23 protein-coding genes and 1 tRNA gene are annotated in these 22,793 nt (G+C 69.8%); 17 read left to right on the top strand and 7 right to left on the bottom strand.

The window, feature by feature from the left end; all coding sequences use genetic code 11:
- The first annotated feature begins 55 nt into the window (after positions 1–55).
- On the top strand, positions 56–274 hold the full coding sequence (locus ACWPV3_RS15820; RefSeq protein WP_453978463.1) for a helix-turn-helix domain-containing protein: 219 nt from the start codon (positions 56–58) through the stop codon (positions 272–274).
- Between the two features lie 75 nt (positions 275–349).
- Here ACWPV3_RS15820 and ACWPV3_RS15815 read toward each other — a convergent pair.
- The 3 genes from ACWPV3_RS15815 to hemC form a co-directional block, all read right to left on the bottom strand.
- A tRNA-Thr gene (locus ACWPV3_RS15815) sits at positions 350–425 on the bottom strand.
- 137 nt (positions 426–562) lie between these two features.
- On the bottom strand, positions 563–1,258 hold the full coding sequence (locus ACWPV3_RS15810) for a uroporphyrinogen-III synthase (RefSeq protein ID WP_453978462.1): 696 nt from the start codon (positions 1,256–1,258) through the stop codon (positions 563–565).
- Positions 1,255–2,208 carry a hydroxymethylbilane synthase gene (gene hemC / locus ACWPV3_RS15805; RefSeq protein WP_292086868.1) on the bottom strand — a complete coding sequence of 318 codons (954 nt, stop codon included), beginning with the start codon at positions 2,206–2,208 and terminating at the stop codon, positions 1,255–1,257. The genes ACWPV3_RS15810 and hemC overlap by 4 nt, the downstream gene beginning before the upstream one ends.
- Here hemC and tsaD point away from each other — a divergent pair.
- Genes tsaD through ACWPV3_RS15790 form a run of 3 tightly spaced genes read left to right on the top strand, consistent with a single transcriptional unit; the run spans position 2,207 to position 4,813 of the window.
- Positions 2,207–3,409, top strand: a complete 1,203-nt coding sequence (gene tsaD, locus ACWPV3_RS15800; protein ID WP_453978461.1) for a tRNA (adenosine(37)-N6)-threonylcarbamoyltransferase complex transferase subunit TsaD — start codon at positions 2,207–2,209, stop codon at positions 3,407–3,409. The genes hemC and tsaD overlap by 2 nt on opposite strands.
- A gap of 26 nt (positions 3,410–3,435) precedes the next feature.
- Entirely contained in the window at positions 3,436–4,434 is a 999-nt protein-coding gene (locus tag ACWPV3_RS15795) for an NAD(P)H-dependent glycerol-3-phosphate dehydrogenase (protein WP_312734318.1), read from the top strand.
- Positions 4,427–4,813, top strand: a complete 387-nt coding sequence (locus ACWPV3_RS15790) for a Rieske (2Fe-2S) protein (RefSeq protein ID WP_453978460.1) — start codon at positions 4,427–4,429, stop codon at positions 4,811–4,813. The genes ACWPV3_RS15795 and ACWPV3_RS15790 overlap by 8 nt, the downstream gene beginning before the upstream one ends.
- Positions 4,814–4,820: 7 nt before the next feature.
- Here the strand turns inward: ACWPV3_RS15790 and ACWPV3_RS15785 are convergent, their stop codons facing one another.
- Genes ACWPV3_RS15785 through ACWPV3_RS15775 form a run of 3 tightly spaced genes read right to left on the bottom strand, consistent with a single transcriptional unit; the run spans position 4,821 to position 7,539 of the window.
- Positions 4,821–5,801 (bottom strand): hypothetical protein, encoded by a 981-nt coding sequence (locus ACWPV3_RS15785; RefSeq protein WP_453978459.1) that lies wholly within the window; start codon positions 5,799–5,801, stop codon positions 4,821–4,823.
- Between the two features lie 41 nt (positions 5,802–5,842).
- A complete protein-coding gene (locus tag ACWPV3_RS15780) occupies positions 5,843–6,610 on the bottom strand; it encodes an ABC transporter permease (protein WP_453978458.1) in 768 nt (255 codons plus the stop codon).
- A complete protein-coding gene (locus ACWPV3_RS15775) occupies positions 6,607–7,539 on the bottom strand; it encodes an ABC transporter ATP-binding protein (RefSeq protein WP_453978457.1) in 933 nt (310 codons plus the stop codon). The genes ACWPV3_RS15780 and ACWPV3_RS15775 overlap by 4 nt, the downstream gene beginning before the upstream one ends.
- A 146-nt stretch (positions 7,540–7,685) precedes the next feature.
- Here ACWPV3_RS15775 and ACWPV3_RS15770 point away from each other — a divergent pair, with 146 nt between their 5' ends.
- The 13 genes from ACWPV3_RS15770 (at position 7,686) to ACWPV3_RS15710 (ending at position 21,947) form a co-directional block, all read left to right on the top strand.
- Positions 7,686–9,074, top strand: a complete 1,389-nt coding sequence (locus ACWPV3_RS15770; RefSeq protein WP_453978456.1) for a hypothetical protein — start codon at positions 7,686–7,688, stop codon at positions 9,072–9,074.
- Positions 9,075–9,091: 17 nt separating this feature from the next.
- Positions 9,092–9,922 (top strand): c-type cytochrome biogenesis protein CcmI, encoded by an 831-nt coding sequence (ccmI, locus tag ACWPV3_RS15765; protein WP_453978455.1) that lies wholly within the window; start codon positions 9,092–9,094, stop codon positions 9,920–9,922.
- Positions 9,923–9,992: 70 nt separating this feature from the next.
- Positions 9,993–10,487: a cytochrome c maturation protein CcmE gene (gene ccmE / locus ACWPV3_RS15760; RefSeq protein ID WP_453978454.1), complete on the top strand. Its 495-nt coding sequence runs from the start codon at positions 9,993–9,995 to the stop codon at positions 10,485–10,487.
- A complete protein-coding gene (locus ACWPV3_RS15755) occupies positions 10,484–12,469 on the top strand; it encodes a heme lyase CcmF/NrfE family subunit (RefSeq protein ID WP_453978453.1) in 1,986 nt (661 codons plus the stop codon). Before ccmE ends, ACWPV3_RS15755 begins: the two co-directional genes overlap by 4 nt.
- Entirely contained in the window at positions 12,466–12,972 is a 507-nt protein-coding gene (locus tag ACWPV3_RS15750; protein ID WP_313454522.1) for a cytochrome c-type biogenesis protein, read from the top strand. Before ACWPV3_RS15755 ends, ACWPV3_RS15750 begins: the two co-directional genes overlap by 4 nt.
- Positions 12,973–13,078: 106 nt before the next feature.
- On the top strand, positions 13,079–14,623 hold the full coding sequence (locus tag ACWPV3_RS15745; protein ID WP_312734302.1) for a Do family serine endopeptidase: 1,545 nt from the start codon (positions 13,079–13,081) through the stop codon (positions 14,621–14,623).
- Between the two features lie 82 nt (positions 14,624–14,705).
- Positions 14,706–15,377 carry a response regulator transcription factor gene (locus tag ACWPV3_RS15740; RefSeq protein WP_292086882.1) on the top strand — a complete coding sequence of 224 codons (672 nt, stop codon included), beginning with the start codon at positions 14,706–14,708 and terminating at the stop codon, positions 15,375–15,377.
- Between the two features lie 9 nt (positions 15,378–15,386).
- Entirely contained in the window at positions 15,387–16,811 is a 1,425-nt protein-coding gene (locus ACWPV3_RS15735) for an ATP-binding protein (RefSeq protein ID WP_453978452.1), read from the top strand.
- Positions 16,811–19,735, top strand: coding sequence for a bifunctional [glutamine synthetase] adenylyltransferase/[glutamine synthetase]-adenylyl-L-tyrosine phosphorylase (locus tag ACWPV3_RS15730; RefSeq protein WP_453978451.1), 2,925 nt, complete (start codon positions 16,811–16,813; stop codon positions 19,733–19,735). Before ACWPV3_RS15735 ends, ACWPV3_RS15730 begins: the two co-directional genes overlap by 1 nt.
- Positions 19,736–19,777: 42 nt before the next feature.
- Positions 19,778–20,386: an EF-hand domain-containing protein gene (locus tag ACWPV3_RS15725; RefSeq protein ID WP_453978450.1), complete on the top strand. Its 609-nt coding sequence runs from the start codon at positions 19,778–19,780 to the stop codon at positions 20,384–20,386.
- A gap of 66 nt (positions 20,387–20,452) precedes the next feature.
- On the top strand, positions 20,453–21,034 hold the full coding sequence (locus ACWPV3_RS15720) for an RNA polymerase sigma factor (protein ID WP_453978449.1): 582 nt from the start codon (positions 20,453–20,455) through the stop codon (positions 21,032–21,034).
- Positions 21,031–21,438 carry a hypothetical protein gene (locus ACWPV3_RS15715; protein ID WP_453978448.1) on the top strand — a complete coding sequence of 136 codons (408 nt, stop codon included), beginning with the start codon at positions 21,031–21,033 and terminating at the stop codon, positions 21,436–21,438. The genes ACWPV3_RS15720 and ACWPV3_RS15715 overlap by 4 nt, the downstream gene beginning before the upstream one ends.
- Positions 21,435–21,947 (top strand): periplasmic heavy metal sensor, encoded by a 513-nt coding sequence (locus ACWPV3_RS15710; protein ID WP_453978446.1) that lies wholly within the window; start codon positions 21,435–21,437, stop codon positions 21,945–21,947. The genes ACWPV3_RS15715 and ACWPV3_RS15710 overlap by 4 nt, the downstream gene beginning before the upstream one ends.
- A 4-nt stretch (positions 21,948–21,951) precedes the next feature.
- Here the strand turns inward: ACWPV3_RS15710 and ACWPV3_RS15705 are convergent, their stop codons facing one another.
- The gene (locus ACWPV3_RS15705; RefSeq protein WP_453978445.1) at positions 21,952–22,629 is read right to left on the bottom strand and encodes a bifunctional 4-hydroxy-2-oxoglutarate aldolase/2-dehydro-3-deoxy-phosphogluconate aldolase; all 678 of its coding nucleotides are present in this window, start codon (positions 22,627–22,629) and stop codon (positions 21,952–21,954) included.
- Between the last annotated feature and the right edge of the window lie 164 nt (positions 22,630–22,793).

Below are 22,793 nucleotides of genomic sequence, written 5' to 3'. Positions count from 1 at the left end.
ATCGAACGAGCCGACAAGATCGCAGCCGTTCCTCTCCGCAGTGGGGGAGCGAGTGATGGTGTTCAGGGAAACAGCGGCGCTCAGCCCGCAGATGCTGGCGTCGAGGACCGGCATCCCGGTCGCCTACATTCGGCGGCTGGAGATAGGCCAGGCTGATCCCAGCATCGTCAGATTGCAGCGGATCGCCACGGCGCTCGACACCACCGTGCAGGAGTTGTTGGACGTTGAGGGAGACGAACTCGGGATCGCAGCGGCTCAGACAAAACCTGTCTGAGGTTCACCCACAACATCAACCCCATCCGGTCCTGAAACCAGTCCGCAACCAAGCTCATCACAGGGAAACAGGAGGTGGTGCCGCTTGCCAGACTCGAACTGGCGACCCCTTCATTACGAATGAAGTGCTCTACCAGCTGAGCTAAAGCGGCGTGGCCCATTCGGGACTGGTAACGTGTCGAATACCGCTAAAACGACCGTAGAAAACTCACTCATTACGAATGAGGTGCTCTACCGGCTGAGCTAAAGCGGCTCCGGTCGGCGGGCGTGCCCGCGCGAGAGGGGCTCTTTATACGGGCCGTCGGCGCTTGCCAAGCGCCTCTTGCAAGGTTGCGAGCAAAACCGGGTCGTTCGGGGCGTCGGCGATGGCGGGGTGGAGGCTCAGCGCGATCAAAGGGGCGGCGGCCTGGGGCGAAATGCAGACGACGAGGCGTTCGGCCAGAGCATTGTTGCCGTGGGCGGCCAGGGCGCGGGCGGCGCGAGGGGAGTGAACCAGGACGGCGTCCACCTGGGGCGGCGCGGAAGGGTCGGTTGGGACGGTGCGATAGACCGGCAGGGCGTCGATCACGATGTTGGAGCCCTGCGCGCGCGTCAGCGCGGCCAGGTCGGCGACCGGGTTTTCGGCGATGGCGGCCAGGATCGGTCCGGCCGCCGGTTGGAGGGCTATGAGGCGGGCCAAGGCGTGGATATCCCCTTCGGCCGATCGAACCTGCGGGAAGCCGGCGGCGAGGGCCGCGGCGGCGGTGGCGTCGCCTACAGTGAAGACGGGCTGGTCGCGGCGCGGCGTCAGGGCGGCGTAGGCGGCGACGCCGTTGGGACTGGTGAAGACCAGGGCGGCGTAGCGGTCCAGGTCGGGCAGGGCGGGGGCGAGCGGCTGGACGGTCAACAGAGGGGCGACGACGGGCGTCAGACCCAGGGCGCGCAGACGCTGGGCCGTGCGGTCGGCGCCGGGCCGGGTGCGGGTGATCCAGACCCGGGCGCTCATCCGTCCAAGGTCGCGAGATCGACCTCCTGATCGCCGGCGGCGTCGCGCACCTCTTCGCCCAGGCGCAGGCCCAGGGCCCGGGCGGAGTCGGGGTTGGGTGCGGGCAGGTCGCCCGTCCGGCGCCAGCGGGCCGAGCCGTCGGGGCTGAGCATTTCGGTGGTGAGGCGCAGCACGCCGTTGGCGATGACGGCATGGGCGCCGACGGCGGTGCGGCACGACCCTTCCAGCGTCAGCATGGCGCCGCGTTCGGCCTCGACGGCCATGGCCGTTTCGGGGTGGTTCAGGGCTGCGACCCAGGGGGCGTGCATATCCGCCTCGCGCGTCTGCAGCGCCAGGGCGCCCTGGCCCGGCGCGGGCAGGAAGGCGTCCAGCGACAGCTTTTCGCGGATGGCGTCGGTCACGCCCAGACGCGTCATGCCCGACACGGCCAGAAGGATGGCGTCGAATTCGCCCTCGGCCGCGCGGCGCAGCCGGGTGTCGATATTGCCGCGAAGCATCTCGATCTTCAGATCGGGACGCAGGGCCAGGGCCTGGGCCTGGCGGCGCAGGCTGGCGGTGCCCAGGCGCGCGCCGGTCGGCAGGTCGTCGAAGGCGGCGTGGTCGCGGCTGATGAAGGCGTCGCGCGCGTCCTCGCGTTCGGGCGTGGCGGCGACGCACAGGCCGGGCGGCTGTTCGGCGGGCACGTCCTTCATCGAATGGACGGCGATGTCGATGCGGCCGTCAAGCAGGGCTTCTTCGATCTCCTTGGTGAACAGGGCCTTGCCGCCCAGTTCCAGCAGGCGGCGGTCCTGGATGCGGTCGCCGGTGGTGACGATCTCGACCAGGGGAACGGCATCCGCGATCTCGCTTTCCGGCACGCCCAGGGCGCGGCCGATGGCGCGCTGCATCATGCCGGACTGGGCCAGGGCCAGCCTGGAGCGGCGGGTGCCGATGCGGAGAGGAAAGGTCATGAGCGTTGCGTACCGGTCGTCGGGTCGCTACCTCGGCCCGATGGAGAGTTCCGCCGACTATAGCAGCGGCGCCGCAGCGGCAACTGGACGGGATGTCCCCCCCCGTCCTGGCGAAGCCCTGACGGTGCTGGGCCTTGAGACCAGCTGCGACGAGACGGCCGCCTCGGTGGTGCGGTTGCACCCGTCGGATCGCGGCGGGCGGGCCGAGGTCCTGTCCTCGGTCGTGCACAGCCAGATCGACGATCACGCCGCCTATGGCGGGGTGGTGCCGGAGATCGCCGCGCGCAGCCATGTGGAGATGATCGACGGCGTCACCCGCCGCGCGATGGCCCAGGCCGGACTGGACTGGAGCGCGCTGGACGGGGTGGCGGCGACGGCGGGGCCGGGTCTGGTCGGCGGGGTCATGGTGGGGCTGAGTTACGGCAAGGCGGTCAGCCTTGCGCGTCATCTGCCGCTGGTGGCGGTCAATCATCTGGAGGGACACGCCGTCTCGGCGCGACTGGGGGCGGAGGTGGCCTATCCCTTCCTGTTGCTGCTGGTGTCGGGCGGTCATTGTCAGCTTCTGGAGGTGCGCGGGGTCGGCGACATGAGCCGGATCGGCGCCACCATCGACGATGCGGCCGGCGAGGCCTTCGACAAGATCGCCAAGGCCCTGGGCCTGGGCTATCCGGGCGGGCCGGCGCTGGAGCGGCTGGCGATGCAGGGCGACGGGTCCGGCATCGATCTGCCGCGCGCCCTGCTGGGGCGCAAGGACTGCGACTTCTCCTTCTCGGGGCTGAAGACGGCGGCCTTCCGCATCGCCCAGACGTGCGAGACGGAACAGGACAAGGCGAACCTGGCCGATGCGGTGCAAAACGCCATCGCGCGGCAGTTGGCGGACCGGTCGGAGCGGGCGCTGGCGGATTATGCGGCGACGCACGATCATCGCTTGTTCGTGGTGGCCGGGGGGGTGGCGGCGAACAGGACGATCCGCGCGGTGCTGGAGGCGACGGCGGCGAAACACGGCTTCGACTTCCTGGCGCCCCCGATGGCCTATTGCACCGACAATGCGGCGATGATCGCCCTGGCAGGAGCCGAACGGCTGGCGCTGGGCCTGACCAGCGACATCGATGTGGTCGCCCGGCCGCGATGGCCGCTGGACGAAGCGCGCGCCCTGTCCGATCCTTCGCATAAGCCGGGTCGGAAGGGCGCCAAGGCGTGATCGATAAACAAGCCTCGGGAGGGCGTATGGAATTCCGCACGGCAGGGGTCATCGGCGCAGGCGCCTGGGGCACGGCCCTGGCCCAGGTCTGCGTTCGGGCGGGGCTGGACACCATCCTTCAGGCGCGCGAGCCGCAGTTGGTCGAGACCCTGACACGGACGCGGATGAACGCGCTCTATCTGCCGGACGTGCCTCTGGCCGAGAGTCTGCGCTTCACCGCCGACCTGGCGGACCTGGGCGGTTGCGACGTGATCCTGGCCGTGCCGCCCGCCCAGCACATGCGCGCCACCCTGACGGCGTTCTCCCCCCACCATCGCGCCGGCGTGCCGGTGGTCCTGTGCTCCAAGGGGGTGGAGCGCGGCACGATGAAGCTGATGACCGAGGTGCTGGCCGAAACCCTGCCGGACGCGCCGGCCGCCGTCCTGTCGGGCCCCAGCTTTGCGGCCGAGGTGTCGCGCGGCCTGCCGACGGCCGTGACCCTGGCCTGCGCCGATCCGGTGCTGGGCCAGGCGCTGCTGAACACCCTGTCGGCGCCGGGCTTTCGCCCCTACCTGGCCACCGACCTGATCGGGGCCGAGGCGGGCGGGGCGTTGAAGAATGTGTTGGCCATCGCCTGCGGCATTTCCGAAGGCCGCCAGCTGGGCCGCAGCGCCCACGCCGCCCTGATCACGCGTGGTTTCGCCGAAATGACGCGCCTCGCCGTCGCCATGGGCGCCCAGGCCGAGACTGTGGCGGGCCTGTGCGGCCTGGGCGATCTGGTCCTGACCTGCTCCAGCCCGCAGTCGCGCAACATGAGCCTGGGTCTGGCCCTGGGGCAGGGACAGACGGTGGAGCAGGCCCTGGCCGGCAAACGGTCGGTGGCCGAGGGCTATGAGAGCGCGCCCGCGGTGCGCGAACTGGCCGCGCGCCTTGGCGTGGAAATCCCGATCGCCGAAGGAGTCGCCGCTCTGCTGGCCGGAGAGATCGACGTGGACGGCCTGATCGACGGCCTGCTGTCGCGTCCGCTGAAGGCCGAACGTGTCTGAAGAAGACGCCGCGCTGACCGAGGAGCGTAAACGGGTCTGGAAGACCCCGCCGGGCGTGGCCCTGTGCGCCGAGGCCGACATCGCCGATCCCGGATCGCGCGGCTTCGTGCTGCAGATCGGGGAGGCCTTCTTTCACGGTTTCGTCGTGCGCAAGGACGGCGCGGTCGCCGGCTGGGTCGACCGTTGCCCGCATGCGGGCTTTCCGCTGGCCATCGAGCTGGATCGCTATCTGGCGCCCGACGCCTCGCTGATCCTGTGCGGCTGGCACGGCGCGGTGTTCGAACCGCTGTCCGGGGAATGCAAGGGCGGCCCCTGCGCCGGGGGGCGGCTGACGCCCTGGCCGGTTCAGGTCGCGGGCGGAATCATCCGCACCGCCTGATCTCCCGTCAGTCCAGCGGCTGGGGCCGGGTGACGATCGGCGCGTTCGGATCCGCCTGGGTTTGACGCGCCGGGGTCGGGGCTGCGGCGGGCGGCGTCACCACCACCACGGGCGTTTCGGTCGTCGTCGCGGCCGGCGGGGGCGCAGCCGCGGTCGGGTTGGATTGAGGCGTGGCCGGCTTCGACGCCTGGGGACGCGAGGCCGGCGTCGTCGGCGAAGATGCGGCGACCTGGCGCGTGGACGTCGATGGCGCGGGGACGGATGGGGCAGGCCGCGCGGCGACGGCGGTCGACGGCGGCGTCGGAGTGGGGGCCGGAGTTTCAATCGGCGCCTGGGCGGCGGGCTGGACCGGGGCGAGAGACTCGACCGTTGGCGTCGCAGCAGCAGGCGTCGGAGCCGGCGAGGGCTTCAGCGCGAACCACAGACCGCCGCCGACGACCAGCAGGAGCGCCACGGCGGCGCCGATCAGCAGCGGCGCACGCGAGGACCGGGCGGTTCCACGATCCAGTCGCGCCAAGGTCGGGGCGACGGATGCGGCTTCGACCACGGGCGGCGTCTCCGCCACGCGGACGGGGCGGGCCGGCTCCGGCGCCGGGACTGCTTTCGGCGTGGCCGGCTCGGCAGCGGGCAGGGGACGGACCGTCAGGTCGGCCGGCGTGTTCGGCGTCGGCGCGGCGACGTTGGGCTCGGGGACGGCAGGTGCAGGTCGCGCCTGCGGGATCAGGGAGCCCGACAGGATGCCGCCCTGGCGCGCGGCGGGCGTCGGCGCGCGCCCTTCGGCCAGGGACCGGCCCTGGATCGGGCTGGGCGCCGGGGCAGGCGCCGGCTTCGGGGCGGCGCGGCGCGGCGGATCGGGAATGCGGTCCAGAGGATTGGGCGCCACCGGCACGGGTCCGACATGGAAGGTGGTCGCCGGCATGCGGCCCCACTGCGCCGGCTTTCGGGCGAAGGGCTGAGGCGTGGACGGGGTCTTGGTATCGTCGGACATGGTCTTCTAATCGCTGGCGATCTGGCCGGTTTCGTGACGGTCTAGTTCTTGAGCCGATAGCCGGTCTTGAACATCCACATGACGATGGCCAGGCAGACGGCGAAGAAACCCAGCGTCGCCGCCAGGCTGATCCCCACGGCCACGTCTCCCTGGCCGTAGAAGGCCCAGCGGAAGCCCGAGATCAGATAGACGACAGGATTGAACAGGCTCACGGTGCGCCAGCCTGCCGGCAGCATGTCGATGGAATAGAAGGCGCCGCCCAGGAAGGTCAGCGGCGTCACGATCAGCATGGGGATCATCTGCAACTGTTCGAACCCGTCGGCCCAGACCCCGATGATGAAGCCGAACAGGCTGAACGTCACCGAAATCAGGATCAGAAACGCCATCATCCAGAACGGATGCAAGATCTGCAGCGGCACGAAGAAGGCCGCCGTCGCCAGAATGATCAGGCCCAGCGCCGCCGACTTGGTCGCCGCCGCCCCGACATAGGCCAGCACGATCTCCAGCGACGACACCGGCGCCGACAGGATTTCGTAGATCGTGCCCGTGAACTTGGGGAAGTAGATGCCGAACGAGGCGTTGAAGATCGACTGGGTGAACAGGCTCAGCATGATCAGGCCCGGCACGATGAAGGCGCCGTAGGGCACGCCCCCGACCTCCTGCATGCGGCTGCCGATGGCGCCGCCGAAGACGACGAAATACAGGGCCGTGGTGATGACCGGCGTGACCACGCTCTGCCACAGGGTGCGCAGCGCGCGCGCCATCTCGAAGCGGTAGATGGCCCAGACGCCGTAGGCGTTGAAGGTCATGCGGCGGCTCCGTTCGTGTGAACCAGGCTGACGAAGATGTCTTCCAGCGAGCTCTGGCGGGCGTTCAGGTCCTTGAAGCCGATGTTCAGCCCCTCCAGCCGGCGGATCAGCGAGGGGACGCCGGTGTCTTCGGCGTTGGCGTCGAAACTGTATTCCAGCTCGCCCCCGTCGGTCTTCAGCGTCAGGTCCCAGTCGGACAGTTCGGAGGGCAGGGCGTCCAGCGGCTCGACCAGGTTCAGCGTCAGGGTCTTCTTGCCCAGCTTCTTCATCAGGGCGGTCTTTTCCTCGACCAGGATCAGTTCGCCCTTCAGGATGACGCCCACGCGGTCGGCCATCTCCTCGGCCTCCTCGATATAGTGGGTGGTCAGGATGATCGTGACGCCGCGTTCGCGCAGCGTCCTGACCATCGCCCACATGTCGCGACGCAGTTCCACGTCCACCCCGGCCGTCGGTTCGTCTAGGAACAGGATGTCCGGCTCGTGGCTCAGGGCCTTGGCGATCATCACGCGCCGCTTCATGCCGCCCGACAGGGTGCGCAGCTTGGCGTCGCGCTTGTCCCACAGCGACAGGTCGCGCAGCAGCCGTTCGATGAAGACCGGGTTCGGCGCCTTGCCGAACAGGCCCCGGCTGAAGGTGACAGTGGCCATGACCGTCTCGAAAGCGTCGGTGGTCAGTTCCTGCGGCACCAGGCCGATCTTGGTGCGGGCGGCGCGGAAGTCAGACTGGATATCGTGACCGTCGGCGACCACCGTGCCTGTCGTCGGCGTGACGATGCCGCAGACGATGGAGATCAGGGTCGTCTTGCCCGCCCCGTTCGGGCCCAGGAGGGCGAATATCTCGCCCTTGTCGATGGTCAGGTCGATGCGTTTCAGCGCCTGAAGCCCCGATTTGTAGGTCTTCGTCAGGCCTTCGATCTCGATAACCGGCATCGGCGTTCCCTTCGCCGGCGGCGGATGCGCCGGGCGTCGTCGTGGCGGGAATATGGCGCGCCTGTCGCGCCGCTCAAGGGGTGAAGTCGTTGTTAACGGGTTGCAGGCATCGTGACGGGAACGTCGCGTTCTTGACGGGGTCCGTATTGTCTTCGCTGTCCGTAGAGCACCGCGTTGCGCTGGAGGCGATCGTCCAGGCCTGTTCGGACGACCAACTGGCGCAATTGGCCTTGGGGGTGAAGACCTTGACCGGCGCCAAGGCGGCGGAATTGGAAGCCCTGATCGCCGAAGAGATTCGCGATCGCGCCCGCCGCGATGTCGCCTTCGGCCCCCTGACGCCCCTGTTTCGCCCACGCGCGGACGGCGTTTCCGCCCTGACCTTTCCGCCCCTGCTGTACGCACGCCTGTGGCGCGAGGCGCGCAAGGGAGAAGAGGCCTTCCTGGGCCTGCTGGACGGGGTGGTCGCGACGGAGGGCGAATGGACCCTGGTCGCCGATCGGCTGTGCGCCAAGGCGTCGGCCGTCCTTCGGGATCGACCCTATGACATATGGCCGGATTGTCAGCGCCCCGCCGAGGGAGAACCCCCGTCCACGCCGGTCGAACTGGCCGGCTGTCTGGATCTGACGCCCCTGGCGCGCGGCGCCCTGCCGCGTCTGGCGGTCTGGCTGGAGCGCCCGGACGACACCCAGCTGGCGGGTCTTCGACTGCTTATCCAGGATTGTCTGGCCGTGTCCCCCGAGGGCGGGCGGCGCATGATCGACATCATGTTCGCCCATGTCCCGGACGCAGAGCGGATGCTGCGGGTCGTGACGCGGACCAGTCGTCTGGCCGACCGCGAAGCGATTTTGAGCCATTCGGAAATGGGCGTTCTGGTCGAACGCCTACTGGTCTCGGTTCAGGCGCGGGTCAAACATATCGCCGTCATGCGGCCTCAACAGGGCGAGGCGGCCATGCTGGCGTTGGTGGACGATGTGAACTGGTGCGCGGGGGTTCTGGCCGAGTTGGACATGAGCCTGCAGGTGCGGCCGGACTCGCCCTGGGGCAAGTCGGCGCGATTGGCGCGCATTCAGGTGTCGGGCCAGATGTCGGGGCTGATGAAATCGACCCAGGCCGCCGTCCACGCTGCCTTGCCGATGAAACGACAGGTTCTGGCCGGCCGGATGAAGCGGATGTCGCCGTGGCTGGAGGCGCCCTGCCAAGGTGAGGCGATAGAGACGGCGGCGGGCCTGCTGTCCGCCGTCACGGCCATGCGCGGCGCGGCCAACGTCTTCGGTTGCGAATCCGACCGGTCCGCTCTGACGACCGAACTGACGGACTATCTGTCCGCCTGGGCCAACGAGGCGCTGGACAGCATCGCCGACGCCGAAGCGCTCGATCCGGACCAGGCGCTGCGCCTGGTCGGCGTGGCGGCGCGGTTCCTGACGGTGATCGAGGCGCTGGAGGCGGCGCGGGCGATCCGTCGCCGCGCCGCGGCGGCCGAAACGGCGCGGGCCGTGCGACCCGCGTCAACGGGGGCCTCGCCCGCCGGCGATTGATGCGTTAGACGGCGGCGATGATCGCTTTCTGGACGATGACAGGACTGGCGGCGGCGATGGCCGCCCTGCTGGTGCTGGCCGGCGCGCGGCGCGGCGCCGATCCGGGCGCGACCGTCGAAAGCCAGGCGGGCGCGCGCGAGATCGAGGAACTGGAGGGGTTGAAAGCGCGCGGTCTGCTGGATGACGCGGCCTACGCCGGCGCGCGCGCCGAGGCCGGTCGCCGGCTGCTGGCCATGCAGGCGACGGCGGCGCCCGTTGCAGGCGCGCGCGACCGAGTCTGGGTTCTGGGCGGCGTCGCCCTGGCGGTGGCGGGCGCCTTGGGCCTCTATGTCGCCACGGGCGCGCCCGGACTGCCGGATCAGGCCTATGAACGCCGCGTCGACGACTGGGCGACGCGGCTGGAGACGCTGGAGTCGCCGCAACTGGCCGCCGTCGCCGCGCGCGTGGTGCGGGACAAGCCCCGCGACCCGCAGGCCCTGGCCATGCTGGGCGCGGCGCGCTTCGCCGCCGACGATCCGCTGGGCGCGGCCTCGGCCTTTCGCAGGCTGATCGACATCCAACCGAAGGACGCCCAGGCCTGGGCGCGGCTGGGCGAAAGCCTGGTTCGCGCCAACGACGGCAAGATCGGCGGCGACGCCGAGGCGGCTTTTGCGCAGGCGGTTCGCCTCGATCCGGGTCAACTGGGCGCCCGCTTTTTCCTGGGCGAGGCGGCCTTGGCGCGCGGGGACGCCCGGACGACCCGCCTGATGTGGACCCCGCTGATCGCGGCTCTCGATCCCGCCGATCCGCGCCGCCTGGACCTGGAACGGCGCATGCCCCCGACGGACGCTGGGGGGCGGGCTCGATGATGCGTTGGAGCGCGTTCACGCCCCGGCTATATGCGTCCGTTCCCTTCTCCGTTGGCGGAGCGTTCGTCGCATGAGCTGGCTGCCCAAATCGCCCAAGGCGCGTCGTCGGCTGTGGGTCGTCGCCGCAGTGAGCCCGGTCCTGGCCCTGGCGGTCGGCCTGTCCTTGTGGGCCATGCAGGATAGCGTGACCTTCTTCTATTCTCCGTCCGAAGCGACCGCGGACAAGGCCCCCGAGGGGCGCGCCATCCGTTTGGGCGGGCTGGTCGAGACGGGCAGCGTGCACAAGTCCGGTGACGGCGTGGTGGCCTTTTCCGTCACCGACAACGCCGCCACGACGCGCGTCGTCTATCACGGCGATCTGCCGGACCTCTTCCGCGAAGGGCAGGGGATTGTTGCGCAAGGATCGTTCGGCGCCGACCGCACCTTCCATGCGCGCCAGGTCCTGGCCAAGCACGACGAAAACTATATGCCGCGCGAAGTCGCCGACCGGCTGAAGGCCAAGGGCGAGTGGCGGCCCGAAGGCGCGGCGCCGCCTGCCCCGACGCGCGGATCGACCGCCCTATGATCGCGGAATTCGGGGCTTTCGCCCTGGCCCTGGCCCTGGGCCTGTCGGGGCTGCAGACGGTTCTGTCGGCGGCCGGGCGGGTGCGGCGCAGTCCGGTGCTGGCCGGCGCGGCCCAGGGCGCGGCCCTGGCGGCGGCGGGGGCGGTGGCTTTGGCGTTCGCGGCCCTGATCTACGCCTTCGTGGTGTCGGACTTTTCCGTCTCCAACGTCGCGGCCAACAGCCACACCGACAAACCGATGCTGTACAAGGTCGCGGGCGCTTGGGGCAGCCACGAGGGCTCGCTTCTGCTGTGGTGTCTGGTCCTGACCGTCTTCGGCGGGGCGCTGGCGCGGGCGCGCGGCCTGCCGTTCGGGCTGAAGGCCTCGGCGGTGGCGGTGCAGGGGGCGCTGGGCTCGCTGTTCCTGGCCTTCGCCGTCTTCACCTCCAGCCCCTTCACCCGCCTTGACCCCGCGCCGTTCCAGGGCGCGTCGCTGAATCCCCTGTTGCAGGACCCGGCGCTGGCGGTGCATCCGCCGCTGCTCTACGCGGGCTACGTCGGGTTTTCGGTCTGTTTCTCGCTGGCCGTCGCCGCCCTGATCGAGGGGCGGGCGCAGACGGCCTTCTGGCCGGCATGGGGACGCTGGGTCCGGCCGTGGGCGCTGGCCAGCTGGGCCTTGCTGACGGTCGGCATCACCCTGGGGTCGTTCTGGGCCTATTACGAACTGGGCTGGGGCGGCTGGTGGTTCTGGGACCCGGTCGAGAATGCGTCATTCATGCCGTGGCTGGCGGGGGCGGCCCTGCTGCACAGCGCGGTCGTCACCGAGCGGCGCGGGGCGCTGGCGGGCTGGACCGTGTTCCTGGCCCTGCTGGCCTTCACCTTCTCCATGCTGGGCGCGTTTCTGGTGCGGTCTGGGGTGCTGACCAGCGTTCACGCCTTCGCCGTCGATCCAAAGCGCGGGATGATGCTGCTGGCCATATTGGGCGTCACGGCGGGCGCCGCCTTCGCCCTGTTCGCCTGGCGCGCGCCCCAGCTGAAGGGAGGAGGCCTGTTCGCGCCGATCAGCCGCGAGGGCGCGCTGGTGCTGAACAATCTTTTCCTGACGGCGGCGGCAGCGACCGTGCTGCTGGGCACCCTCTATCCTCTGATCCTGGAGGCAGCGTCGGGCGCGACGATCTCGGTCGGACCGCCCTATTTCGCCGCGACCTTCGTTCCCCTGATGACGGTCGCCTTCGTCATCCTGCCCGCAGGGCCGCTGTTGGCCTGGAAGCGCGGCGATCTGCCCGGCGCCTTTCAGAGGCTGAGCCTCGCGGCGGGCCTGTCGGTGCTGGTCACCCTGGCGGCCTATGCCCTGGGGGAGCCGAGAAAGGCCCTGGCCGCCGCCGGGATCGGCCTGGGCGCCTGGCTGATCCTGGGCAGCCTGTCCGAAGTCGTCGAGCGGGTGCGCCTGTTCCGCGCGCCGGGCGCCGAGACGCTGCGTCGCCTGAAGGGCCTGCCGCTGGGCGCCTGGGGCATGACCCTGGCGCACCTGGGCCTGGGGGTTTTCATCCTGGGCGCGGTGGTCGAAACCGGCTTCAAGGCCGAGGCCGCACGCGCCCTGTCCCTGGGCCAAAGCGTGTCGGCCGGGCCGTGGACGGTGACGCTGGATCAGGTCCACGTCGTCGAGGGGCCGAACTATCTGGCCGAACAGGGCCGGCTGACCGTGCGACGCGCCGACGGCCGGGGGCGCGCCGAGACGGTGACGGCCGAACGGCGCTTCTTTCCCGCCGGGGGGCAGACCACGACCGAGGTCGGGCTGGATTTCCGGGGGCTGGACGACGTCTATGTGGTGATCGGAGAGAGGGCGGGCAGCCCGGAACAGCCGGCCTGGGTGGTGCGCCTGTATTGGAACCCCTGGGCGCGGCTGATCTTCCTGGGCCCGGCGATCATGGCCTTGGGCGGCCTGCTGTCGCTCATGGATCGTCGTCTGAGGGTGGGCGTGGCGCGGCGGAGGAAGACGGCTTGAGGCGGCTTGTGCTCCTCGCCGCCGCGCCGATCCTGGCGTTGATGCTGACGGCGGCCGAACCCCCGGCCGCGCCGGATCGTCCCCTGACCGACGTCGCCCAGGAAGCCCGCGCCCAGGCCCTGTTCAAGGGCGTCCGCTGCGTCGTCTGCCAGCATGAGGCCATCGCCGACAGTCCGGCCGGCGTCGCGGGCGACATGCGCCGCCTGATCCGCGAGGAGATCGCCTCGGGCGCCACGGATCAACAGGTGCGCGACGATCTGGTCCGGCGGTTCGGCGACTATGTGCTGTTCACCCCGCCGATGCGAATCGGGACCTGGCTGTTGTGGTTCGGGCCGTTCGCCCTGGTGCTGACGGCCGGCGCGGCCTTGGCTTTGAACGCACGTCGGCGTGTGGCGGAGCCGACGCCCCTGTCGGCCGAAGAGGAACGCCGTCTGGAAAACATTCTCCGAAATGAGAAGCTTCGCCGCGATCCTGACGCAACCTCGCCTCACGACGGGCGCTAGTCGGGAACAACGATCGGCGGCTGGGATTTTGGCGCCGAGCCGCCCTGGCCTATATCAAACGCGAAACCGGCTATTCTGCGCCGGACAGAGGATCGCAAGGACCACGATGCTGAAGCGCAAGGAGTTCATTCTGGGGGCCGCAGCCGGCCTGACCCTGGCGGCGGCCGCGACCGCCGGCGGTTTCATGAGCTGGCCCGGCGCCCATGCCGAGCCGCAGGCGGTGAACCGCATCACCCCGGTCCCGGCCAACGGCGACGCCTTCACCCCGCCGCCGGGCGCGCCCAGCAGCTTCGCCACCATCTTCGAACAGGTCGCCCCGGCCGTCGTCCAGATCGACGTGACGGTGAAGGTGGACCAGCCCCAGGGCGGCGCCTTCCAGATTCCCGGCCTGCCGTTCCAGTTCGTCCCGCCCCAGGGCCAAAGAGGCCAGGACGACGAACCCCGCACGGCCCAGGGCGCCGGTTCGGGCTTCTTCATCTCGCAGGACGGCTATATCGTCACCAACAACCACGTTGTCGCCGACGCGACCGAGATCAAGGTCAAGATGTCGGACGGCCGCGAACTGCCCGCGCGCCTGATCGGACGAGATCCGGCGACCGACCTGGCGGTGATCAAGGTCGACGGCGACAACTTCAAATACGTCAGCTTCGAGGAAACGGCCCAACCGCGCGTCGGCGACTGGGTCATCGCCATCGGCAACCCCTTCGGCCTGGGCGGAACGGCGACGGCCGGCATCGTCTCGGCCAAGGCCCGCGACATCGGCGGCAACGAGAACCCCTACACGGACTTCCTTCAGATCGACGCCGCCATTAACCGCGGCAACTCGGGGGGGCCGACCTTCGACATCTACGGCCGCGTCATCGGCGTGAACTCCGCGATCCTGTCGCCATCGGGGGGGTCGGTCGGCATCGGTTTCGCCATTCCGGCGGAAACGGCCAAGTCGATCACCGAGCGCTTGATGCGCGGTGAAAGCATCGAGCGTGGCTACCTTGGGGTCCAGATCGGCAACTTGACCAACGAGTATCGTGAGAGCCTGGGATTACCCGCTTCGACCAAGGGCGCCTATGTCGTGGAAGTTACGCCAGACGGTCCTGCCGCACGAGGTGGATTGCAGGTCGGCGATGTCGTCGTTTCTCTGAACGGTCGCGCGATCGAAAGCTCTTCTGAACTGACGCGCGCCGTCGGTTCGGCCAAGCCCGGCGACACTCTGCGACTGGAACTTTTGCGGGAAGGTCGCCGTCAGACGATCAACGTCCGTTCGGGATCTAGGCCGGCGAATCTTGAGACGGCAAGCGCTGGCTCGGATGATGAATCTGGTGGTCCGACGAACCCGGGCGCCGCAGCAGGCGAGGTTGTGGAAGGTCTGACCGTCGCGCCTGTCAATGCAGCGCTACGGAGCCGCTTCGGTCTGCCGGCCGATGTTCAAGGCCTAGTCGTCACTGCCGTCGGACAGCAATCGCGTGCCGCCCGCCTGGGCTTCCAGCCTGGAATGGTCGTCATTCAGGCGAACGGCCGCAGCGTGGGTTCGGCCGCCGATCTCAAGGGCGCGGTCGAGGCTGTGAAGTCCGCTGGACGACCTGGGATTCTTCTGCTGATGCGGACGCCGCGAGGAAACTCGCCTGTGGTGTTGCCGCTTCAGGACAAGAACTGATCGGTATTCTGACCAAGCCTTAACTCGTCAATCGCCGCCGATGCGCTACCATCGGCGGCGATTTTGATTCCGGGAGGGGTTCATGCGGATTCTGGTGGTCGAGGATGACGCCGAGGCGGCGACCGCCATGGTGCGGGGACTGTCCGAAGCCGGACATGACGTCACCCACGCCGTGGACGGCGCCTTCGGCCTGTTGGAGGCGCAAAAGGGCGGTTACGACGTCTATGTGGTGGACCGGATGATGCCGCGCCTGGACGGGGTCGGCATGGTCGAGACGGTCAGGAAGGGCGGCGACCAGACGCCGGTGCTGTTCCTGTCGGCCCTGGGCGAGGTCGAGGATCGGGTCACGGGCCTGAAGGCCGGGGCCGACGACTATCTGGTCAAACCCTACGCCTTCGCCGAACTGATCGCGCGGGTGGAGGCCCTGGCGCGCCGCCGCGAGACGGGCGGGGTGCAGACGGTTCTGAAGGTCGGCGACCTGGAGATGAACCTGATCGGCCGCACCGTGCATCGCGGCACGACCGAGATCGACCTTCAGCCGCGCGAGTTTCAGCTGCTGGAGTTCCTGATGCGCCACGCCGGCCAGTCGGTGACGCGCACCATGCTGCTGGAGAAGGTGTGGGAATATCATTTCGACCCCCAGACCAACGTCATCGACGTGCATATCAGCCGCCTGCGCTCCAAGATCGACAAGGGCTTCGACCGCGCGATGCTGCAGACCGTGCGCGGGGCGGGATACAGGCTGGAGGCGTAAGCCTTCGGCATGCGCCTTCCGTCTCTCCTTCGCCGCACGCCCTTCCGGCTGACGCTGCTGTTCCTGGCGCTGTTCGTGGCGGCGGCGGGGGCGATCCTGGCCTATGTCTATTTCGCCTCGGCGTCGGAGGCCCAGGCGCGGGCGCGGGCGGACGTGGAGACGGAGTTGGGCGCCCTGACCGCCATCCATCGGACGCGGGGGATCGACGCCCTCAACCAGGCCCTGGTGGAGCGCACCATTCGGGGTGGACCCTATCTGTATCTGCTGACCGGACCGGACGGGAAGATCGTCACCGGCAATCTGTCGGCCATGCCTTTCGACCTGAAAGAGGCGCGTCATGAGGGCGCGGGCGAATGGAGCACTTTTCGCCTGACCAGCACCGACGCCGACGGTCGGGTGGAGGCCCGCCGTTCCATCGGCGTCGTCATGCCCCTGGCCGGCGGCGACACCCTGTTCGTCGGCGAGGACATCGGCGGGATCGAGGAATATCTGTCGCGCCTGACCCAGGCCCTGTGGGGAGCGATGGGCCTGGTCATGCTGCTGGGCCTGGCCGGCGGCCTCTACATCAGCCGGCGGGTGGAGCGGTCGATGGCCGGGCTGAACCAGGTCGTTCAGGCGGTTCAGGAGGGCGACCTGAAGGTGCGCGCGCCCGTGCGTCACACCGGCGACGAACTGGACGAACTGGGCCAGGGCCTGAACACCATGCTGGATCGGCTGGAGGCCTCCATGTCCTCGATACGCCACGCCGGCGACGCCATCGCCCACGACCTGCGCTCGCCCCTGACGCGGATGCGCGCCAAGCTGGAGGTCGCCTTGATCGACGCCGAGGCGGGAAAGATCGACGGGGTCGACGCCCTGGGCATCGCCCTGGACGAGGCGGATCATCTGCTGAAGACCTTCAACACCGTCCTGGCGATCGCGCGGTTGCAGGCGGGCGGCGCGCCCGACCCGAAGGTGATGGACGCCGCCGACCTGGCCGCCGACATGGCCGAGCTTTACGAACCCGCCGCCGAGGACAAGGACATCGACTTCTCGGCCGAGGTGGAGAAGGGGCTGATGATCGAGGGCAACCAGCCCTTCCTGGCCCAGGCCCTGGCGAACCTGATCGACAACGCCATCAAATACACGCCTGCCGGCGGGGCGGTGAAGCTGCGGGCGCGCAGGCGGTCGTCGGGCGAGATCGAATATTCCGTCACCGACACCGGGCCCGGCGTGCCGGAGGAAGACCGTGAACGTGTGGTCCAACGCTTCGTGCGCCTGGACAACAGCCGCACCGAGCCCGGCTCGGGCCTGGGCCTGTCGCTGGTGACGGCGGTGGCCGAGGCGCACGGCGGGCGGGTGGTGCTGGACGAGGGGCCGGGCGCCTACGGCGGCTTCGGCCCCGGGCTGCGGGTGGCGCTGGTGTTGCCGCCGGCGTCCGCCGGGATGATTTGATGCCCGATAACGAATCCTCGGTCCCCTTGTACCGCGACATGAAGCCTGCTGGTCCGGTTGTGGACGCCGCGGCGGCCGAACGCCTGCTGGAGACCCTGATCCAGACCGCCGACGCGGACGGCTGGCGCGAAACCCTGGACGCGGCCTGGCCCGCCCTGGCGCCCGTGGCGGGCGCTTCGCCCTATCTGGCCGGACTGATGCGTCGTCGTCCTGACCATCTGCGACACCTGCTGGAGGCTGAAGCAGCTGATGGCCTGGAGCGGATTCTGCGCGAGACGGACGCACTGGACGGCCAGCCGGACGACGTGCGCGCCCCGCTGCGGGTGCTGAAGGCCGACCTGCACCTGTTGACGGCCCTGGCGGACACAGGCGGGGTCTGGGGGTTGGATCAGGTCACGGGCGCCCTGTCGCGGTTCGCCGACGCCGCCTGCCGCGCCGCCCTGCGCGCCGTCGCCGCCGAGCAGCGGGCCCGGGGACGGCTGATCGTCACGCCCGATGAGACGCGCGGCCCGATCCCCGGTCTGTTCGGCCTGGCCATGGGCAAGCACGGCGCCCACGAGCTGAACTATTCTTCGGACATCGACATCTCCCTATTCTTCGAGCCGCGCCTGATGACCCTGGCGCTGCGCGACGACGTAGAAATGCAGGATTTCGCCAATCGGATCGGCAAGGGGCTGGCGACCCTGCTCAGCGAACGAACGGCCGACGGCTATGTGTTCCGCGTCGACCTGCGGCTGCGGCCCGATCCGTCCTCGACCCCGCCGGTGGTCGCCGCCCCCATGGCTCTGGCCTATTACGAGAGCGTGGGCCAGAACTGGGAAAGGGCGGCCTTCATCAAGGCCCGGCCGGTCCTGGGCGATGCGCGGGCCGCCGCGCGGTTCCTGAAGGCGCTGGTCCCCTTCGTCTGGCGCCGCAGTCTGGACTACGCCGCCGTCCTGGACATCCAGTCGATCAAGAAGCAGATCCACGTCCACAAGACCGGCGAGGGGCTGCAGGCGGCGGGCGCCAATCTGAAACTGGGACGCGGCGGCATCCGCGAGATCGAATTTTACGCCCAGACGCAGCAGCTGATCCTGGGCGGGCGCGATCCGGGGCTGCGGGCGGGCCGCACGCTGGAGGCGTTGCGGGCCCTGGCCGCGGCGGGCCATGTGCCGCAGGTCGTCGCTGAGGAGTTGTCGGCGGCCTATGTCGAACTGCGCGGGCTGGAACACCGCGTCCAGATGCTGGATGACGAACAGACGCACCGCCTGCCCGAGGACGACGGACGGCGCGCGGCGGTGGCGGCCCTGGCCGGCTGGGCGGATCTGAGCGCGTTCGACGACCATGTCGAGGCGCTGCTGGCCCGCGTCAACGCCCGCTATGGCGAACTGTTCGAGGGCGGGGAAGAGCTGGATTCCAGCTATGGCAGCCTGGTATTCACCGGGGTCGAGAACGATCCCGAGACCCTGGCCACCCTGACCCGGATGGGCTTCACCGAGGCGGCCTCGGTCGCGGACACCATCCGCAGCTGGCATCATGGGCGCATTCCCGCGACCCGCACCGAACGCGGGCGCGAACTGTTCACCCGGCTGGCCCCGCGCCTGCTGGAGGCCCTGGCGCGGACGGGCGCGCCTGACGACGCCTTTCGCCGGTTCGCGGTCTTCTTCTCGGGTCTGGCGGCGGGGGTTCAGGTCCAGGCCCTGTTCCTGAACCAGCCCAAGCTGTTCGGGATGGTCCTGGGGGTCATGGCCTTCGCGCCGCGCCTGGCGCGCACCCTGGTCCGTCAGCCTGCGGCCCTGGACGGGGTGCTGGACGCCCGCTTCCTGACCGATCTGTCGGAAGAGAGCGGACTGACCGAACAGATGATGCGGGAGGCCGGCGAGAGCGAGGATTTCGAGGGCGCCATGAACGCCGTGCGTCGTCTGCACCGAGAGCAGATGTTCCGCATCGGCATCCACGCCCTGACCGGCCGGGCCGGGCCGGAGGCGGCGGGGCGCGCCTACGCCGCCCTGGCCGACGCCGCCATGCGGACCCTGTCGCCGGCGGCCCTGGCCGAGACGGAGCGGCTGGGCGGCGCCTTTGCAGGGGCGGTGGCGGTGGTGGCGCTGGGCAAGGCCGGATCGCGAGAGATGACGGCGGGGTCCGACCTGGACCTGATGACCCTGTATGAGGCGCCGCCCGAGGCCCTGTCCGAGATCAAGGGCTGGAGCGCCGAGGCCTTCTACGCCCGCTTCACCCAGCGGCTGATCGCGGCCCTGTCGGCCCATACGGCCGAGGGCGGCCTTTACGAGGTGGACATGCGGTTGCGGCCGACCGGATCCAAGGGGCCGGTGTCGGTGCGGTTGAGCGCGTTCGAGGACTATTACGCTTCGGAGGCCGAGACCTGGGAGTTCATGGTCCTGACCCGCGCCCGGGTCGTCTGGGCCAGCGATCCGGCCTTCGGGGCGAAGGTGGCCGAGGCCATCAAGGCGACGTTGCGGCGGTCGCGCCCCGGCGTCGATGTGGCCGACGACGTGCGCCGGATGCGCGCCCTGATGGACCGGGAGCGGCGGCCGCACGGTTTTTGGGACCTGAAGCTGTCGCCGGGCGGACAGGTGGACGCCGAGTTCACGGCCCAGTTCCGTCAGTTGCAGGCCGCTGCGGCAGGCCGACCCTTGACCCTGTCGACCCTGGAAGCCTTGTCCGGCGACCCGATCCTGGCCGAGGCCTGGCGGGTGCAGCAGCGGCTGGCGCATCTGCTGGCGGCGGCGTTCGAGGGGCGCGTCGATCCCGAGGTTGAGCCCGCTGTATTCCAGCTTCGCCTGGCCGAGGCCGCCGGCGCGCGGGATTTCGAGACGCTGAAGGTCGAACTGGGCGATCTGAGAACACGGGCGCGGCGCGCTTTCGAGCGCGCGACTTCACCTGCGGGCGACGGAGATTCGGAGCCGCCGCGTTCAATCTCCTGACAGGGCGTCATGGGGCGCAATCTCGCCCCTAAGGAGATCGAGATGAGACTGACCTTCACCGCAGGCCTGGGCGCCGTCGCCCTGGCCGCCGTCGCCGGGGCCGCCACGGCCCAGACGCCGCCTGCGCCGCCAGCCGCCGCCATGGCCGCGCCGCATCACGCTCGACACGCGCAAGCCGCACCTCAGACACGGGCGGCCTATGTCGATGCGCGGGTAGCCCGACTGACTGCTCTGGATGCGAATCACGACGGCGTCGTCAGCGTCGAGGAGCGACGCGCTGGACAGGCGGCGCATCGTGCGAGCTGGATCGACGCCCGCTTCGCCAAGATGGACGCCAACGGCGACGGCATGATCAGCCGGGCCGAGTTCGACGCCGCCGCAGCCGCCCAGCCCCAGCGTGGCGCGCGTATGGGCCGGCATGGTCGTCATGATCGCCCGGGCGCCGAACGTCAGGCGGGCTCCATCGTGATTTCGGACGTGGCGGCCAAGCTGGGTCAACGGTTCGACGCGATGGATTCCAACCGTGACGGGGTGATTTCGCCCGAGGAACGCAGAGCCGCCCGTGCCGCCCATCGCGCGGAACGCCCGGCGCGTCGCGCGTCGCCGCCGGCGGCGCCACAAGCCGCTTCCCCGGCTCCGACTTCGGAGTAAGAACAGTGTCGGGGTCGGCCGTCATGAACGCATCGGTCCCTTTCGTCAGTTGCGGAAGAGGCGGATTTGGTCGCGACGGTCGACCCCGACGAGGATTTGGTGCGGCGCGTGGGGCAGGGCGACCCCACGGCGACCCAGACCCTTGTCGCGCGCAAGCTGCCGCGCGTCCTGGCCCTGGCCCAGCGGATGCTGGGCGATCCGGTCGAGGCCGAGGATGTGGCGCAGGAGGCCATGCTGAAGGCCTGGCGACAGGCGCCGAAATGGACGCCGGGTCAGGCGCGCTTCGATACCTGGCTGCACAGAGTGGCGTTGAACCTGTGTTACGATCGGCTGAGACGGCGGCGCGAAATCCCCACGCAGACGCCGCCGGATCGGCCCGACGACGGGCCGGCCCCAGATCGCGGCCTGCTGGCGGCGGAGACGGGCGCGCGCGTGGACGCGGCCCTTCGGCGCCTGCCCGACCGCCAGCGCGAGGCCATCGTGCTGTGCCACTATCAGGACCTGTCCAATATCGAGGCGGCGTCCGTCATGGAAATCAGCGTCGAGGCGCTGGAAAGTTTGCTGTCGCGGGGACGGCGCACCTTGCGCCAGAGCCTGGCGGACCTGTCGCCCCGTTCCGGCGGGCGGTCTGAAGGAGACGGACGATGAGGATCGAGCGGCTGCAAGCCCTGGCCGAGGCCTATGGCGGCGACCTGCGGCGCTGGCCGGCGGACGAGCGCGCCTTCGCCGAAAGTCTGGTCGCGGCCGATCCGGCGGCGCGGGTCCTGTTGGATGAGGCGGCGGCGCTGGACGCGCTGCTGGACGCTTCACCGTCCGTCGCGCCTTCGGCCGATCTGACGGCGCGGGTCCTGAGGGCCGCGCCGGGCGCACGGGCGAAGAGCCGGCCGCGCCGCGCCGTCTGGTTTCTTGGCGCCGGTTGGGCGGCGGCGGCCTGTGCGGGCGTGATCGCGGGCGTCGGCCTGACCCGTCAAATGAGCGCGGACGCACGGGCCGATGCGGTCCTCTATCAGGCCACGCTGAGCGGCGTGGACGACACCGAGGTTCTGGGATGAATTCAAGAACGCTGAAAATCGCTCTGGCGGTGTCGGTCGGGCTGAACCTGTTCGCCGTGGGCGGCGGCGCGGCCTATCTGATCAGCCGCGAAAGGATCGAACGCCGGCTGGACGATCAGCGGCGAGCGGGCCGCGAGGGGCCGTTGCGCGAAGTGCTGCAGACGCTGGATCCCGCGACGCGCGACCGCGTCCGCACGGCTTTGCGCGCCTCGGCCCTGGCGGCGCGACCCGATTTCGAAGCGGCGCGGGCGGCGCGGCGCGAGGCCATCGCCGCCGCCGGCGCGCCGACGCTGGACCCAACCCGGGTCGACGCCCTGCTGGTGCAGTCGCGGGCCGCCGAGATGCGCGGACGCGCGCGAATCGAGGCCGGGGCCGTCACGGTTCTGGCCACCCTGAGCCCCGACGATCGAAAGGCGCTGGCCCCCTTGCTGCAACGCCGCAGCGACGCCCGCCGGGCCGCCGCGCATCATGGCGATGAAGCCCACCGGCCGGCAGAGGCCCGTCCGTAAACGATCAGCCGGCCTTGGCGCGGAAGTCGGCCACGGCCTGAACCGCCGCGCGAACCGAGGCCTCGATGGCGGCCCAGTCGCCGGCCTTGACGGCCGCGTCGGTCACAAGTTTCGAGCCCATGCCCGCCGCCACGATGCCGGCGCCGAACCATTTGGCGATGGAGGCTTCGTCCGGATCGACGCCGCCCGTCGGCATGATCTTGACCCAGGGCATCGGCCCCTTGACCGCCTTGACGAAGTCCGGTCCGCCGACCGACGAACCGGGGAACAGTTTGACGATGTCGCAGCCCAGCTCGTGCGCCTCGCCGATGTCGGTCACCGAGCCGCAGCCGGGAAAATAGGCGACCATGCGCCGGTTGCAGACCCTGGCCACGTCGGGGACCAGACAGGGGCTGACCACGAAACGCGCGCCGCGGTTCAGATAGAGGGCGGCGGTGCCGCTATCGACGACCGAACCGATACCCAGCACGACGTCCGGATCGGTCTTGATCAGTTCGCGATTGATCTCGCCGAACAGGTCGCAGGCGAAATCGCCGCGATTGGTGAACTCCACTACCGGCGCGCCGCCCCGCGCGCAGGCGCGGATGACGTTCAGGCTGACCTCCGGATCGGGGTGATAGAAGACCGGGCACACACCCTGGGTTTGAAGCGCCTGAAGCACGCTGACGCGGTCGTGGGCCATGATCTGTCTCCTGGCCCGAGGGCGAGCCGTTTTCGCGTTCTGCTTATCGCAGCGAAGGTCGGATGCCAAAGCCCGGCGTCGCCGCCACATCGCGCGGCGGAAGCAAACATTGTTTCATTGCGGGCGACGGGTTGCGGACTTGATCAGGGTCAATGCGCCGGCGA

It is taken from the genome of Brevundimonas sp. Marseille-Q4549 (assembly GCF_976940555.1).
This window is presented reverse-complemented; position numbering and strand designations above follow the sequence as displayed.

Excerpts from the sequence above, each read along its gene's own strand:
- ACWPV3_RS15820 (WP_453978463.1), top strand. The coding sequence starts at position 56 with ATGGTGTTCAGGGAAACAGCGGCGCTCAGCCCGCAGATGCTGGCGTCG.
- ACWPV3_RS15810 (WP_453978462.1), bottom strand. The coding sequence starts at position 1,258 with ATGAGCGCCCGGGTCTGGATCACCCGCACCCGGCCCGGCGCCGACCGC.
- tsaD (WP_453978461.1), top strand. The coding sequence starts at position 2,207 with ATGAGCGTTGCGTACCGGTCGTCGGGTCGCTACCTCGGCCCGATGGAG.
- hemC (WP_292086868.1), bottom strand. The coding sequence starts at position 2,208 with ATGACCTTTCCTCTCCGCATCGGCACCCGCCGCTCCAGGCTGGCCCTG.
- ACWPV3_RS15795 (WP_312734318.1), top strand. The coding sequence starts at position 3,436 with ATGGAATTCCGCACGGCAGGGGTCATCGGCGCAGGCGCCTGGGGCACG.
- ACWPV3_RS15785 (WP_453978459.1), bottom strand. The coding sequence starts at position 5,801 with ATGTCCGACGATACCAAGACCCCGTCCACGCCTCAGCCCTTCGCCCGA.
- ACWPV3_RS15780 (WP_453978458.1), bottom strand. The coding sequence starts at position 6,610 with ATGACCTTCAACGCCTACGGCGTCTGGGCCATCTACCGCTTCGAGATG.
- ACWPV3_RS15775 (WP_453978457.1), bottom strand. The coding sequence starts at position 7,539 with ATGCCGGTTATCGAGATCGAAGGCCTGACGAAGACCTACAAATCGGGG.
- ccmI (WP_453978455.1), top strand. The coding sequence starts at position 9,092 with ATGATCGCTTTCTGGACGATGACAGGACTGGCGGCGGCGATGGCCGCC.
- ccmE (WP_453978454.1), top strand. The coding sequence starts at position 9,993 with ATGAGCTGGCTGCCCAAATCGCCCAAGGCGCGTCGTCGGCTGTGGGTC.
- ACWPV3_RS15755 (WP_453978453.1), top strand. The coding sequence starts at position 10,484 with ATGATCGCGGAATTCGGGGCTTTCGCCCTGGCCCTGGCCCTGGGCCTG.
- ACWPV3_RS15745 (WP_312734302.1), top strand. The coding sequence starts at position 13,079 with ATGCTGAAGCGCAAGGAGTTCATTCTGGGGGCCGCAGCCGGCCTGACC.
- ACWPV3_RS15740 (WP_292086882.1), top strand. The coding sequence starts at position 14,706 with ATGCGGATTCTGGTGGTCGAGGATGACGCCGAGGCGGCGACCGCCATG.
- ACWPV3_RS15735 (WP_453978452.1), top strand. The coding sequence starts at position 15,387 with ATGCGCCTTCCGTCTCTCCTTCGCCGCACGCCCTTCCGGCTGACGCTG.
- ACWPV3_RS15730 (WP_453978451.1), top strand. The coding sequence starts at position 16,811 with ATGCCCGATAACGAATCCTCGGTCCCCTTGTACCGCGACATGAAGCCT.
- ACWPV3_RS15725 (WP_453978450.1), top strand. The coding sequence starts at position 19,778 with ATGAGACTGACCTTCACCGCAGGCCTGGGCGCCGTCGCCCTGGCCGCC.
- ACWPV3_RS15715 (WP_453978448.1), top strand. The coding sequence starts at position 21,031 with ATGAGGATCGAGCGGCTGCAAGCCCTGGCCGAGGCCTATGGCGGCGAC.
- ACWPV3_RS15710 (WP_453978446.1), top strand. The coding sequence starts at position 21,435 with ATGAATTCAAGAACGCTGAAAATCGCTCTGGCGGTGTCGGTCGGGCTG.
- ACWPV3_RS15705 (WP_453978445.1), bottom strand. The coding sequence starts at position 22,629 with ATGGCCCACGACCGCGTCAGCGTGCTTCAGGCGCTTCAAACCCAGGGT.